15 protein-coding genes are annotated in these 14,067 nt (G+C 62.9%); 3 read left to right on the top strand and 12 right to left on the bottom strand.

What is annotated here, in order from left to right; all coding sequences use genetic code 11:
* Window positions 1-15: 15 nt before the first annotated feature.
* The 12 genes from Q0982_RS10350 to Q0982_RS10405 all read right to left on the bottom strand — a co-directional run bounded on the left by Q0982_RS10350 (window position 16) and on the right by Q0982_RS10405 (window position 10,755).
* Complete coding sequence (locus Q0982_RS10350; protein WP_299395031.1) at window positions 16-729, bottom strand: WbqC family protein; 714 nt, start codon at window positions 727-729, stop codon at window positions 16-18.
* Window positions 726-1,352: a trans-aconitate 2-methyltransferase gene (locus Q0982_RS10355; RefSeq protein WP_299395032.1), complete on the bottom strand. Its 627-nt coding sequence runs from the start codon at window positions 1,350-1,352 to the stop codon at window positions 726-728. Before Q0982_RS10355 ends, Q0982_RS10350 begins: the two co-directional genes overlap by 4 nt.
* On the bottom strand, window positions 1,349-2,035 hold the full coding sequence (locus Q0982_RS10360; RefSeq protein WP_299395034.1) for a class I SAM-dependent methyltransferase: 687 nt from the start codon (window positions 2,033-2,035) through the stop codon (window positions 1,349-1,351). Before Q0982_RS10360 ends, Q0982_RS10355 begins: the two co-directional genes overlap by 4 nt.
* Window positions 2,032-3,078, bottom strand: a complete 1,047-nt coding sequence (locus Q0982_RS10365; protein WP_299395035.1) for an N-acetylneuraminate synthase family protein — start codon at window positions 3,076-3,078, stop codon at window positions 2,032-2,034. Before Q0982_RS10365 ends, Q0982_RS10360 begins: the two co-directional genes overlap by 4 nt.
* A gap of 47 nt (window positions 3,079-3,125) precedes the next feature.
* Entirely contained in the window at window positions 3,126-4,610 is a 1,485-nt protein-coding gene (gene pseG, locus Q0982_RS10370) for a UDP-2,4-diacetamido-2,4,6-trideoxy-beta-L-altropyranose hydrolase (protein WP_299395036.1), read from the bottom strand.
* On the bottom strand, window positions 4,611-5,330 hold the full coding sequence (locus Q0982_RS10375; protein ID WP_299395038.1) for an acylneuraminate cytidylyltransferase family protein: 720 nt from the start codon (window positions 5,328-5,330) through the stop codon (window positions 4,611-4,613).
* Between the two features lie 36 nt (window positions 5,331-5,366).
* Window positions 5,367-5,996 (bottom strand): pseudaminic acid biosynthesis-associated methylase, encoded by a 630-nt coding sequence (locus tag Q0982_RS10380; RefSeq protein ID WP_299395039.1) that lies wholly within the window; start codon window positions 5,994-5,996, stop codon window positions 5,367-5,369.
* Between the two features lie 81 nt (window positions 5,997-6,077).
* Window positions 6,078-7,142, bottom strand: coding sequence for an N-acetylneuraminate synthase family protein (locus tag Q0982_RS10385; protein WP_299395041.1), 1,065 nt, complete (start codon window positions 7,140-7,142; stop codon window positions 6,078-6,080).
* A 53-nt stretch (window positions 7,143-7,195) separates the two neighbouring features.
* Window positions 7,196-8,410: a UDP-4-amino-4,6-dideoxy-N-acetyl-beta-L-altrosamine transaminase gene (gene pseC, locus Q0982_RS10390; RefSeq protein ID WP_299395043.1), complete on the bottom strand. Its 1,215-nt coding sequence runs from the start codon at window positions 8,408-8,410 to the stop codon at window positions 7,196-7,198.
* Complete coding sequence (gene pseB, locus Q0982_RS10395) at window positions 8,407-9,447, bottom strand: UDP-N-acetylglucosamine 4,6-dehydratase (inverting) (RefSeq protein WP_299395045.1); 1,041 nt, start codon at window positions 9,445-9,447, stop codon at window positions 8,407-8,409. The genes pseC and pseB overlap by 4 nt, the downstream gene beginning before the upstream one ends.
* 142 nt (window positions 9,448-9,589) lie before the next feature.
* Window positions 9,590-10,090, bottom strand: coding sequence for a transcription termination/antitermination protein NusG (locus tag Q0982_RS10400; RefSeq protein ID WP_299395047.1), 501 nt, complete (start codon window positions 10,088-10,090; stop codon window positions 9,590-9,592).
* Window positions 10,087-10,755 (bottom strand): winged helix-turn-helix transcriptional regulator, encoded by a 669-nt coding sequence (locus tag Q0982_RS10405; protein WP_299395049.1) that lies wholly within the window; start codon window positions 10,753-10,755, stop codon window positions 10,087-10,089. The genes Q0982_RS10400 and Q0982_RS10405 overlap by 4 nt, the downstream gene beginning before the upstream one ends.
* Before the next feature lie 221 nt (window positions 10,756-10,976).
* On the opposite strand from Q0982_RS10405, the gene Q0982_RS10410 reads away from it, so the two are divergent.
* The 3 genes from Q0982_RS10410 (at window position 10,977) to Q0982_RS10420 (ending at window position 13,990) form a co-directional block, all read left to right on the top strand.
* Window positions 10,977-11,543 carry a 3'-5' exonuclease gene (locus Q0982_RS10410; protein WP_299395051.1) on the top strand — a complete coding sequence of 189 codons (567 nt, stop codon included), beginning with the start codon at window positions 10,977-10,979 and terminating at the stop codon, window positions 11,541-11,543.
* Window positions 11,544-11,645: 102 nt separating this feature from the next.
* Window positions 11,646-12,926 (top strand): nucleotide sugar dehydrogenase, encoded by a 1,281-nt coding sequence (locus Q0982_RS10415; protein WP_299395053.1) that lies wholly within the window; start codon window positions 11,646-11,648, stop codon window positions 12,924-12,926.
* 71 nt (window positions 12,927-12,997) lie between these two features.
* Entirely contained in the window at window positions 12,998-13,990 is a 993-nt protein-coding gene (locus Q0982_RS10420) for an NAD-dependent epimerase/dehydratase family protein (RefSeq protein WP_299395055.1), read from the top strand.
* Window positions 13,991-14,067: the final 77 nt, after the last annotated feature.

Genomic DNA, 14,067 nt, shown 5'->3' on the forward strand with positions numbered 1-14,067 from the left:
TCCGCCCTGGTGTTCCTAGCTGGCCGACAGACTCTGCGGTCTGCGCAGCGTCTGAGCCGCCCCGGCGCCGCAGTTGAACAACAGGTCGATGGCTGACATGTAGGGTTCGAAGCCGTCGAAACACTGCCGATATGCGGGGTGATCATAGTCGTGAAACAGAAGTTCGATCCCTGCGCTCTCAAAATCGGCCGGATTGAGATAGTCTCGCCCGAAGGGACCCGAAAGATATGTCGTCGCCCCGGCCTTCCGGCAGAGTTCCACGATCAGCCGGTCCTTCGTCTCCTCGCAGTCCAACTCGGAGCTCAAGAGGACCTTCTTGTCCATTGAGAGGGCGTCCATGAAGATCTTCAGGCCGGCGGCGTTAAGTGCTGCGAGATGGGCCCAGGCCGTTTCAAACATTGCTTGGAATTGCGGCGCATAGTCATCGAAGTAGGGAGCACGGCGGTAGTTAAGCTCAATTGCCCGCCAGTGCTTGGCACGCCAGTTGGTTTCGTTGTTCACCTCGATCTCGTTGAGCCGGAGGTCGCCGTGCTTGCCCTTGCTGCGGATCGGCACAGTCAGCCAACTCCATCCCTGGGCCGTGCGGATGCGGTTGCGGTTGGCAAACTTCGTCTTGCTGTTGCGGTCGATTGCAACATGGTCGAGTACGATGAAGACGTCGCTCGCGGCGATGCGGTCGAAGAACCCGAGCCAGGGGAGATAGGCAGGCTGCATGATCGTGACGATCACAGACGCATGGCCTCCCTGCGCAGGTAGATCGTGAAGTCGCCGGGGTGATAGTCGTGGCGCAGAACCGCCCAGGGCGACACCGTGCGGCAGAACTCCAGACACTGTGCCGGATCTTCTCTGTACTCATCGCTGCCGCCTGCCGCGTCTCCCCAACTGCTCAGACAATTGAAGGCCACGCCCTTATGGCAGAGATCGAACATGCGACGGACGGAGGATTGCAGGTGTTCAAAGGGCCGGGCGCGACGCAGGTAGAAGATGCCGCTGGCAAGGACATAGTCGACCTGTGCCAGAGGCGGCTCGGCGGTACCGAGCAGGCTGCCTTCCCTGAAGGCCGCATCCGGGAAGCGTTGCCGCGCCGTGGAGATCATATCGGGGGTAATGTCCAGGCCCGTGTAGCTGGCCCCGATACCGCTGCGCTGAAGATGGCCGTAGAGGTCGCCAAGGCCGCAGCCAACGTCGAGAACGCTGTCGCCGTCGCCAATCCCGATCTCGCAAAGGATACGAAAGCGGTTCGCCTGGCCTTCCTCGCTGCCCCAGTTGAGCGCGCGAAAGCTCTGCCCGTGCTCGCGCAGGCTGCTTGAGAACACGTCGACCGTGTTGCGGTCGTCATCCTGCGTGGTCATGACGTCTTTTCGGCGATGACCCGCCATTCGGCATGGATGCTTCCCTCAGGGGCCAGCATGTCCGTCAGTTCCAGGCGCTGAACCTGGTGCAGAGCCCACCCCTCCGCCAGGAGCGCGCAAACCTGCTGACGGCCGACGAAGAGGATCTGGCCGACACCGGTCAGGGAGCCCCCGGCGATGTCGTTGGTCAGCCCGTCACCGGCAGGCTTGCCCGCCCGGGCGCTGCTGTGGCTGTCGGCATAGGGATTGAAGAGAAACCGGCCGCCCGGTTTCAGGACCCGCCGGACTTCCGACACCGCCTGCTTCAAGGCGGTGAAACCGCAGCAGGTGAGGGCACCGCGGTCGATAACGCAGTCGAAGCTGCCGTCCGCGAAGTCGAGGGCGGTGAAGTCGCCGACCCTGAGGTCGCCATCCAGCCCGTCCTCGGCAAAGCGCTTCTTGGCGTAGTCGATCGCACTTTCGCTGCCGTCGATGCCGGCAACCGAAAAGCCCTCCCGGGCCGCGAACCAAAGGTTGCTTGCGGTGCCGCAGCCGACTTCCAGAATGCGTACGTCCTGGCGCGGCCGGTCGCGCGGGGCGTTGCGGAAGACAAAGCTGACGACGACATCCCAGGGATAGCGCTGGGCATGGCCGGCGGCGTACTTTTCTTCCCAGATGCGGTCGAAGGAAACAGGTTCGGTCATAGCAGGTCTTCCGGGGTCAGAACATGGCCCTTCGTCAGAGCCGTCTTGATGCTGCGGCCGACAAGCCAGTCCGCGCCTTTCGGCGGCAGCCCGGTACCCGGCCGATTGAATGCGATGTCGCTGCGCTCGATTTTGTGATTGGCGTCCAGGTCGCGGGCTGTGACGCAGGAGAGGCGCCAGCCCTGACGCGCGTCTTCCTCGCTCCCGGTCGGGCCGAGCTGCGCCGAGCCGAGCGCCAACTCGGCGATCCGGACGCCCTCGGCCATGGCCTTGAACTCCAAGGGGTCCGCCGAGAAGCGGTGATCGGGACCCGGCAGCGTCTTGTCCAGGGTGAAATGCTTCTCGATCCAGCAGGCCCCCAGGCCGACGGCCAGCGCCGCGGCGAAGGCCCCTTCGCTGTGATCGCTCAAGCCGACCGGGCAGCTGAAGCAGTCCTGCAACGTACCGATCCGGCGAAGGTTCAGGTCCTTGGGATCGCAAGGATAGTTGGACACGCAGTGCAGCAGGATGAGCTTGTCATTGCCCGTCTGACGGAAGGCCCGGACGGCATCGTCGATCTCACCGACCGTCGCCATTCCGGTGGAGAGTACGGTCGGCAGGCCCGTCTCGCCCATGGTGCGGACCAGGTCGAGGTTGGTCAGGTAGTCCGATCCGTTCTTCAGCACGCCGACACCGAGGTTCGCGAGAAGGCGCACGCCTTCGGGATTGGTCGGAGTCGAATGGAACCCGATGCCGCGTTCCCGACAGTACTCTGCGAGCGCGGCCAGATCGGACTCGCTCAGTTCGTACGCCTTGAACATCTCGTACTGAGAACGGACAACGGTTTTGCCGTTCTCGACGTACTCATGGGTGAGGCTGTGATCCGAGATGAAGTCCTCGGTCACGTAGTTCTGAAACTTGACGGCATCGGCACCGCTGTCCTTCGCTGCGTCAATCGTCTCGCGCGCCAGGCCCAGATCGCCGTTGTAATTGAGGCCGATCTCGGCAACCAGATAGCTGGCTTCCTTGGGGCCGATCGGCCGGTTCTCTATGGTAATGGCCATGCTGTTTCTGCTTGCCCCTGACTTGTCTTTCTACGCCGCACCCGCAACTAGGCGGCGGTGCTGTGCAATAGGTTTCCCTCCAACGCGCGGTAGCCGGCCGCGCGGAAGAGGGCAATGGAAGGGTGATTGTTCGGAAGCGTCTCGGCGCGAAACTCCACTTCCGGCATCCATGCGCGGATCTGCTTGAGCGCGGCAAGGCCGACGCCGACGCCCCTGTGCCCGTCGTCGACCACAATCGACACCTCGAGGACTTCATGTTTGTCCGCCGGGCCCAGCCGGTCCAACCGGAGCATCCCCGCAACCTCGTCACCATGCTCGATCATCGTGATGAAGCTGGTTTCGGATGTCATGCGCGCCGCAAACCACACACGGTGCTCCGCCTCGGTTGGAATCTTCGGGTTGCGTGCCAGCGCGCGTATCGAGGGCTGCTGCTGCCAGCGCAGCAGCGTTGCTTCGTCGTTCGCCTCGGCAAGCCTCAAAAGCACGCCGGAGCCGTCTTTGGTTGCCTGCCGCGGCAAGAACGAAAGCCGTGCGCGCAGGGCCCCTTGACCGTCGCAGACCGCGCTGGCCCGCAGGGACATGTCATGAAGCGCCGACCGATCACGATCCAGATGCCGCAACTGCGCGGAGATGGCCTCGACGAGATCCCCGTCCTGGCCGTCGACCACTGCGGCAGCGCCCACTGCGGAGAGCTGCTTCGCGTTTTCCCGCTGATTGTCCGCCAACACGAGCATGACAGTGGGCAGCCCCAGACAACACCGCTCCCACGAAGTGGTTCCCGCTGCGCCGATTGCCAGGTCGGCGCTTGCCATCAGCTCGCCCATGCGGGCAGGGGAGACATGCAGGGTATGGCCCGCCAGGCTTTCAATCCGACGGCGCAATTCAGGCAAGGACGAAAACCCCTGACTGGCAACCACGTCCACCTCCGCCGGGACCCCGCTGCGCTCAATGGCGTCAATACAGACGCCGGTCAGGTTGTCGGGGTCGGTGCCACCCAGCGTCACCAAAAGGCGCAGTGGAGCCTGTGCCGAATCAGCGGGCCTTGATCGGCCCTGGCGCAGTGCCCGGAACTCCGGGCGGAGCAGTGCGTATCGCGTGCCCATCAGCTTGCGGCACGCCGGCGGCAGCAGGCCGTCGTAGTCCCCCGTTGTCCGGCCCAGGGTCTGGTCCAAAAGCAGATCGCAATCGTGGCTGCGATCGGCCAGATCGTCGAGAACCATGATCCGCCTGGCCCAGGGCCGGCAGTCCGCTTCGAAAGTCCGGTCGCGGCCATAGTGGTCGACTACCAGCCAATCCACGCCGTCGGGCCGGTGCTGCCTCAACGCCGCAGCCTCATCCGCCGCTGCGGCCTTCAGCATGATGAGATCATAGCCCGCCTCGGCCAGCGCCGGAACGGTCTCCTGGCTCCCCGGGCGTGCGGCGAAGCTGCACTGTGCACCCATTGCGGCCAAAGAGTCGGCGAGCGTCAGACAGCGCATGATGTGCCCGCTGCCCATCTCTCGGGAGGCGTCGGCCCGGAAGACAACCCGCATTCAAGTCACCGGCTGCTCGGGGGCTGCAGCCCTTTCGCTCAACAGGAAGCTCGCTTCCCGAAGGTCTGCATCGGTGTCGATATCGATGGAGCGCTCACGCGGCATGACATATCCCACCAAGGGCTGAGCCACGTAGTCTCTTGCTGCCCGGAAGCGCGGGACATCGAGAACATGGACCGCGCCATTCGGCCGGAAGGCCTTGGGCATTGTCTGGGAACGGCGATCAAGATACTCCGGAAACACGGGTTCCAACCCGTCCGCTCCGTCCAGGCGGTAGGCGGAAAAAGGGGTGTGCGTATACTCGGCGACGCTCATCAGGAACGGACGATCCTTCTGAACGAAGAGCTCGAAAGCCCCCCTTATGTCTCCCGCGGTTCGGAAAGGACAGGTCGGCAGCATGATGATCAGGGTATCGTAGCGGTCGTTCGCTTCCTCAAGCGCGTCCAGCGCATGCAGTGCAACCTCTACGACGCCTGCCGGGTCACGGGCCAGTTCCGGCGGCCTCATGAAGGGAACGTCGATGCTCAGCGCGCGCGCTGTCTCGGCGACGGCCTCGTCCTCGGTTGACAGAATCAGACGGTCGATGACGCCGCTGTCCCGGGCTGCGTCTGCGGCCCAGGCGATCAGGGGCTTGCCGCCGAGAAGCCTGACATTCTTTTTGGCCAGCCGCGTTGAACCGCCCTTTGCCGGTATGAGGCCGAGGGTCTTCCCGGCTTTCATGGTTGACGAGTCCTCCCGGCGTGCATCCGACCTGCCCTAGGCGTCCTTGGAGAACAGCCACCAGTTGGTGTTGTCGCTGTTGTCGAGCGGTTTCCAGAAAAAGCCGTAGTCGCAGACCCTGAGCTGCGGATGGCGTTCCAGGTAGTAGCTGCCGAAGTCGCGCTTGAAGAGAAAGCCTTCCATGCCGCGATAGGGGATCTCGACAGGATCGGGCGAGAAGTACTCGATGCAGACGACGTAGCGCCGGGAAACCCGGACGATTTCGTCAACGACTTTGCCGAGGTGGTCCGGGGCGACGTGAATCAGGACCCCTGCGGTAAAGACAAGATCGACGCTATTGTCGTCGAGGGGCAGGTCGCCGCCGTGACCGCAACGGATATCCGCGTGCTTTAGCTGCGGCTGGGAGCGGGCCATTTCGCAGACCTGCTCGTTGGGCTCGACACCCTTCACTTGCTCGACGAAGTGACTGAGCGCGACGAGGTTCTGACCGATGTTGCACCCGACCTCCAGGACGCTCTGCGGTGCGCGGGAGGCGGTCGTCTGCAGGACGCGGGCCCAATTCCGCATCGTCGCGCGCAGGCTGTCCGCGGAGATCTGGTTGCCGCCCCGCTGTGCATACTCAAAACCGAACTCTGAGGACCAGAGATCAACCTGCTTATTTGCCATAGGTCACGTTCCTTACCTTACCGCCCTTACCTTGCCGCCCTTACCGTGCTGCGGTCACAGAATCCTCGCCCTGCTCCGCCTTCAGGCCGAGATATCCGACCAGTTCAGGGCCGCGCCTGCTGCTACGGAGTGCGCAAGTGCCTTGCCGATGACGTGCTCCGCCTCGCTGGGCGGAAGACCGAAACCGGGGCGCCGGTAGTCGACATCCTCGGGACGCAGCACATGTCCGGCAGCGAGATCCTGGCGCACATGGATGCTGCGTCGCACGGCCATCCGTTTCTCGGCTTCCGCTGCGGTCATGAGGCGCCGGCTGCTCCCCATCGCGGTTTCGAGCTCGCGGATTGAGCGGATGAAGGCGTCCATGTCGCTGGGCTCAATGGACATGATGTGCTCGACACTGCGGGTCGTGCGGTCCTCGGTGATGGTCTTTTCGACCAGGTTGGCGCCCAATGCGATGGCGGCGATATCCATCTCCCAGCCTGGCGAGTGATCGGAGTAGGCGATTGGATAGGGGAACATCCGCTTGAGTGTTGGGATCACATTCAGGTTGATGCTCTCAAGCCGGGCCGGGTATCCGGAGGGGCAGTGATGGATGATGATGTTCTCGTTGCCCTCGCTGCGGATCAGGTCGACCGCGACTTCGATCTCGCCGATCGTGGCGTTGCCGGTATCCAACTGCAGACAGAGGCCGCTCCTTGCGGCCCGTTTGAGAAGAGGAAAGTGATTGACATCAGCCGATGCAATCTTGATCGAGTGGCAGCCGAGTTCCTCCAGAAAGTCGACTTCGTCATCGAATGCAACGGTCGCGAAGAACGCCAGTCCCAGGGAGTCGGAATAGTCCTTCAGCGCCCGCCATTCGTCGGCGGTGAGACAGCGCCGGCAGAGAATGTCATAGAGCGGTTCAGAAACCGTCTCCCTCTTGCCGCTGTCGCGGTCAACCAGGATTTCGTAGGTGAAGGGCTGCTTGCGGTCGGCAACCAGGCGGTCGGGGTCGAAGATCTGAAACTTGACTGCGTCCGCCTTGGCTTCCGCTGCATGGGCGACCAGGCGTTTGGCCGAGTCCAGACCGTCGTGCGTCGGGCCGGCCTCGAATGTGATAAAGCAGGGCTGGTCGTCACCCAGCTTGCGCGATCCGAATGTCACCATTCCTCTGTCTTCCCCTTCCGAACGCGATCCGTCTTTCCGCCAAGCCTTGCCTTCTATACTCCGAGGTGGCGCTTCAGCGCCGCGACCACGCGGTCGACGTCCTCGTCGGCCATGCCGGCAAAGAGCGGCAGGCTGAGTGTTCGGGCATAGTAGCGCTCACTGCCGGGCAGCGCGGTCTCACCGTAGCGCCGCTGGTAGTAAGGCTGCCGATGGACCGGAATGTAGTGCACCTGCGTGCCGATGCCGTCCTCCTTCAGGCGATTCATGAACGCCGCACGGGAGATGCCGGCGGCGTTGAAATCGATCAGGATTGCATAGAGGTGCCAGGCTGCCTTGCAGTGCTGCGACTGTGCCAAGGGCTGCAGAAGCGGACTTAGGCCTTCCAGCTGGCTGTCATAGCGTGCCGCCAGCGCGCGCCTACGCGCCACAAAGCGGTCCAGCTTTTTGAGTTGGCTGTGACCGAGGGCACATTGAATATCGGTAACCCGGTAATTCAGGCCGACCTCCGGCATCTCGTAATACCAGGGGTTCTGCCGGCCCTCGTCGTCGTAGGCCATGTCATTCTGGCTCATCTCCGCGAAGTCGCGGGTCATGCCGTGAGAGCGCAGGTGGCGCAGACGCGCTGCAAGGGCGTCGTCGTTCGTCGTCACCGCGCCGCCTTCGCCCATCGCGATCGTCTTTACCGGATGGAAGGAGAAGGTCGTCATCCGACAAAGGCGCCCGTCGCCAATCGGACTGGTTTCGCCGTCGCGCAGACGGTAGCGGCTTCCGATGGCATGGGCGGCATCGTCGATCACGGCGATGCCGTGCCGGTCTGCGACATCCCGGATCGCTTCGAGGTCGCCGCACTGCCCGGCCATGTGGACCGGGAAAACGGCCTTCACCGGGCCCTCCGCCCGCGCCAGAGCCTCGGTGAAATGTTGGGCCTCCATCAGTCCGCTGTCCGGATCGCAATCGGCGAAGACGACTTCGGCGCCGGTGAGGCGTACCGCATTGGCGGTTGAAAGGAAGGTCACGCTGGGCACGACCGCAATGTCGCCGGGGCCCAAACCGAAAGCCAGGGCCGCCAAGTGCAGCGCTGCCGTTCCGTTGGTGCAGGCGACGGCGTGGCGGGCAGCCGTAGCCCGGCAGAGCGCCGCTTCAAAGGCGGCCAAGGCTGGACCGGTGGTGAGGAATTCGCTACGCAGGACATCGACGACCGCTGCGATATCGTCGTCTTCGATCTGCTGGCGGCCGTACGGCAGAAAGACCATCTCTGAAAGCGTCATTTTTCGCTTTCGGCTATCATCGCTTCCAGTCGCGCGGCGTCCAGCCAGTCATCATTGATGTTGCTGGCGAAGCGGAAGCCATTGGGCACCGGCTTGGCGCCCGAGTTGGGGAACGTTTTGTGCATGCGCTCCCAGAACTCCGGCAGGATCATGTAGCGGTCAGGCAGCTCATAGGTGCTGCGCGCGTCGTCCTCGGTGATCAGCACTTCATGGATTTTCTCGCCGGGCCGGATTCCCACGACCTTCTGCGGAAGGCTCGGGGCCATGTAGCTGGCCAGATCGGTGATTTTCATGCTCGGGATCTTCGGTACGAAGATCTCTCCGCCCTTCATAAGCGACAAGCAGGAGAGCACGAAGTCGACGCCCTGCTGCAGCGTGATCCAGAAGCGGGTCATCTCGAGATCGGTGATCGGCAGGCTCTCGGAACCCTGGTCGATCAGCTTGCGAAAGAACGGGATGACGCTGCCGCGAGAGCCCAGAACATTGCCGTAACGAACAACCGAGAACCTGGTTCCGATCGATCCGCTGAGGTTATTGGCGGCAACCAGGATCTTGTCGGAAGCCAGCTTGCTTGCGCCATAAAGGTTCACCGGGCTCGCGGCCTTGTCCGTCGACAGCGCGATGACCCGCTTCACTCCGCAGCTCAGCGCCGCGCGGACCACGTTCTCCGCCCCGATCACATTGGTCTGGATGCACTCGAAGGGATTGTACTCGGCCGCCGGCACCTGCTTCAGCGCCGCCGCATGAACGACGATGTCGACTTCTCGAAGGGCGAGTTCCAGGCGGCTGGCATCACGAACATCGCCGATGAAGTACCGCAACGAGGGGTGGTCCTGCACGGACAGGCTGATGCCCATCTCGTACTGTTTGAGTTCGTCCCGCGAAAAGACAATAAGCCGGCGCGGTTCATAGCGCTCGAGCACGGTGCGAACGAACTTCTGCCCAAACGAACCCGTCCCACCTGTTACCAGGATGGATTTGCCGTTCAGGTCGAAGTCATTCCCGTTAGAGAAGGTCTTCCCAGTAGCAGCCGACATCCCCTAGTTATCTGATGAATTACTTAACAAATAGTATTAATTCGTCTTCAGTATTTGGATCCGGGCATGCTACCGCAGTCCGGGTGACAACGCGCCCAGACCAGAACCGCCAACGAAAGTGCCGCATCCGCAAGGGATTGCCCTAGTGGTTTGCGGAAACAGCCCCCAAAGGTGCCTGGACCGCGACCTTGCGGCCCAAAAGATCGAGCAGGAGGATGACCCGGTCTCGGTCGGCCATCCGCTCGAACAAACCAAAACAGTCCGCCAGGGCACCCGACACAATCCGCAGCGCCTCGCCTTTGCAGAAAGGGCGCCGCTGGAGCGGAATGATGCCGTTTTTATCCTCGCGGGCAGCGATGTCTTCTACAACTCCGGCGGGAATTGCGGCCGGACGCTCGCCGTTGCAGATCAGATGGCTCACACCAAGGGTGCCGTTGATCGATCGCCAGGGTGCGGTTTCCAGATCCAGGTGCACGAAGATGTAGCCCGGGAACAGCGGCGCCTTGACCACGTCGCGTCGGCGGGCGTGGCGTCGTTCGCGCAGGTAGCGCGGCAGATAGGCCTCGAAGCCCTGGCGCTCCAGGTTGATGCGGGCCCGCTCTTCGGCCCGCATCTGGGTCTGTGCGACGTACCAGCGCTTCATGGCGACTTCACTCCCAGTCCGCGCGCAGCAGCAGCCGGCTTGCGCGGAGAAAGCCGCAGGACACTGGGGAAAAGGACCCGCTCCGGGCCAAAGCGCGCGACCATCCGGTCGTACTGTGCCTGGGGGTCCTTGATGTCGGTGATGACCACCGCATCGACCTCGGCCAATGCCGTAAGGCTGTGCACAACCGGCGTGCCCGCAAGGCCCTGGCGGTTCGTCGATTCGTCGAAGATGACCGTAACCTCAAGGCCGTTGTCGAGCGCGGCCAAGATCGCGATCTCGCAAAGATCTCCGGCACCGACAAAGGCAACCCTTTGATAACCCTTGGATTTTCCGGCCAGAAAAAGATCTGAGCAATCCTCGCGCGCGTGGCGGAAAAAGCTGAGAGACCGGGCCATGAACTTCGCCGTCAGGCGTGCCTTCTCGCTGAACCCTTTGGCTGTCAGGTAGTAGACGTAGCGCCTAGCCGGAGCCTTGCGCACTTTAACGAAGCCCTTGCTGATGCACCGCTTCAGATAGATGTTGGTCAGGCCAAGCGCGATCCCGAGTTCCGCCGCCAGCCCGCGCTGAGTCACCCTGTCGTCAGCCTCGATCGCATTCAGCATCAGCCGGGTGGAATCGGCCTCGTGGTCGTGTTTCAGAGGCGAGCGGGCTTGTGGTGGCAAGATCGGCTCCCGGGCGTGACGGAGGGCAAGGCCCTACCGACGATTATGCTCTGTCTAGCGCTCCGAGAAAGGTCCTGTCAAGCGTTCATGTCATGAACAATTTTACAAATAATTCAGTAATTTCATTGACTTGAATGGTTGATTCTGCCTTAATCCGCGACCGCCGGACTTGATTGGACTTAGGAAGGGTTGGTGCCCTGGCAGGCGCTGAAATGTGGGTTATGGATTCGCGCTACGTCGTTTTCGATCTCGAGGCCACCTGCTGGCCGCGCGGTCGCGAACAGGCACCCTCCGAGGTTATCGAGATTGGTGCGGTGCGCATGAACCTGGCCAGGCACAAAACCAAGGGCGATCCGGTCGGCGATGACGAGTTTCAGACCTTCGTGCGCCCCTTCATGGCGCCCCAGCTCTCGCCCTTCTGTACGGAGTTGACCACCATCCGCCAGAGTGATGTCGATGCGGCGCCGGACTTTCCGGAGGCCCTCGGTGCATTCTTCACCTGGGCCGCGGCGGAGAGGGACTTTACACTGGCCGCCTGGGGCGATTATGACGGCAACCAGCTTGATCGCGATTGCCGCAAGCACGGGATCGGCAATCCTTTCAGGGCCATCCCCTACCTAAATATCAAGAAGTCCTTCGCCCGGCATCTGAAGCTGTCGCGCGGCATGGGGCTCGGCGCGGCCATGCGAAAGCTCGGCCTGAAGCCCGAGGGTACGCCGCATCGTGCAATCGACGATGCGCGCTCCGTGGTTCGGATTTTGCGGGCCGGTGTTTTGGAGGCGCTGTGAGATGGCAATTCGCGGCCTCATGCCGGAACCATCGGATCCTTGTTTTATGAGTTCTGTGACGGTACGCCGGGTCCGGCGCAAACCGTTGGAGACTGTCGAGTCGTGACCCTGCCTGAACACCCATCCGTTGCCGTCGTCGGCCTTGGCTACGTCGGTCTGCCTTTGGCCGTTGCGCTGGCCGATCAGTTCAAAGTCATCGGTTTCGATGTCGATGCCCAGCGTGTGCAGGAACTGCGCGACGGTTGGGACCGGACCCGGGAGGTTTCGGAACAGGACCTGGAGCGGGCGCCGATGGTGCTGACGGCAGAGCCTGCCGGGATGACCGGCTGCGACGTCTTCATTGTCACCGTTCCGACGCCGGTCGATCACGACAACCGGCCTGATCTCCGCGCTGTGATCGCCGCCAGCCGCACTGTGGGGGAGGTCATGGCTGCGGGCGCCGTCGTGGTCTATGAGTCGACGGTCTATCCCGGCGTGACCGAAGACCTCTGCGGCAGCATCCTGTCCGAGGTTTCGGGGCTCACGCCCGGTGCCGACTTCTTTCTCGGATACTCGCCGGAGCGTATCAATCCGGGCGACACCCGGCACAGCCTTTCCAAGATCGTAAAGGTGGTGGCCGGCCAGACGCCCGAAGTGACCGATTATTTGGCGGAGATCTACGGCCGGGTGATCGAAGCAGGTGTCTTTCCAGCTGCCAGCATCAAGACCGCCGAGGCTGCGAAGGTCATCGAGAACGCCCAGCGCGACATCAACATCGCCTTCGTCAACGAGGTGACAAAAATCTTCAACCGCCTGGACCTCTCGATCCACGATGTCCTCGATGCGGCGCGAACAAAGTGGAACTTCCTGGACTTCCGGCCGGGGATGGTCGGTGGGCATTGCATCGGCGTCGACCCCTACTATCTGGCACACTGCAGCGAGGCGCTGGGGCTTCATCCTCAGGTCATCCTCGCCGGCCGGCGGACCAACGATTCCATGGGAACCTACTTCGCCGGCATGGTGGCCGAGGCGCTGCGCGGCCGCTCCGGCAGACGGGTCCTGGTTCTGGGCCTTACCTTCAAGGAGAACGTGCCCGACCTGCGCAACAGCAAGGTCGTGGACCTGATCTCGGCCCTCGGCCAGCGCGGCTTCCAGGTGTCGGTTCACGATCCGCTCGCCGATCCGCAGGAGGCCCTTGAAGACTACGGCTTGGAGATGCTTGCCGACCTGGAGGCGCAGGCTCCCTTCGACTGTATGGTCGGCGCCGTGGCGCATCAGCCCTATCGCGAGTTCGCCAAGCGGGACTTCGAGGCTTTGCTGGTATCGGATGGACTGATATTTGATCTGAAGAACATCTGGGCAGAGACCGAACTGCCGGACGGGCGGCAGCGGCGGACCATCTAAAGCTTGGCCCCGGCACCTGCCCGGGCGCCAAGTTCTGAATCATTGGCTAGGCCTGGCGGGAAGAGGAAGAGATGTCAGTAATTGTCACCGGCGTGGCCGGCTTCATCGGGTCTCATGTGGCGGCTCAGCTGATCGGGCAGGGGCGCTCGGTGATCGGCATCGATAATCTCAACGACTATTACGACCCGACCCTCAAGCAGGCGCGGCTCGACCGCCTCGCCGGCCACAACGGTTTCACCTTTCGCCAGTTCGATGTTTCCGAGCGGGAGCCGATCCTCGCCCTGGCCGAAGAGTTTCCGAGCACGACCGAGATCGTGCACCTCGCCGCCCAGGCCGGTGTGCGCTATTCGCTGGAGAACCCCTTCGCCTACGTTCAGACGAACCTTATGGGTCATCTCTGCATGATGGAGCTGGCGCGCAAGCTGGGCGGGCTGCGGCACTTCGTCTACGCCTCATCCTCGTCGGTCTACGGCGGCAACAAGGAGCTGCCCTTCTCCGTCGAGCAGCGCGTCGACAAGCCGGTCTCGCTCTATGCGGCCACCAAGCGCGCCGACGAATTGATGACCCATTGCTACGCGCATCTCTTCGATCTGCCGAGCACGGGCCTGCGCTTCTTTACGGTCTACGGTCCCTGGGGGCGTCCCGACATGTCGGCTTTCATCTTCACGAAGGCCATTCTGGAGGGCCGTCCGATCCGCGTCTTCAATCACGGCGACATGCGTCGGGACTTCACATACATCGACGACATCGTTGCCGGCGTCCTGGCCGTCATCGATCGGCCGCCGGAGCGGGCAGTCCCCGGTGTGGAGGGCGAGGCGCCCAACCGGGTCTATAACCTGGGCAACCATCGCTCGGAGCCTTTGCTGCGCTTCATCGAGCTGATCGAGCAGGCTTGCGGCCGGGAAGCCATCCGCGAGTTCGAGGCGATGCAGCCGGGCGATGTGAAGGAAACCTACGCGGATATCGTCCCGGCGCAGCGCGACCTGGGCTTCGAGCCGCGCGTCTCCATCGACGAGGGCATCCCCCGCTTCGTCGAATGGTACCGGGGTTATCACGGGGTCTAGGTCTATGGGGGTCTGGGTCCATGGGTGCCTGGGCCATGAGGCCCAGCCGGGCGCCCGGGCGTCGGCGATCGTACCGG

Origin of the sequence: Pelagibius sp. (genome assembly GCF_028281305.1) — a bacterium.
In the GTDB taxonomy this organism is placed as follows: Bacteria; Pseudomonadota; Alphaproteobacteria; order Kiloniellales; family Kiloniellaceae; genus Pelagibius.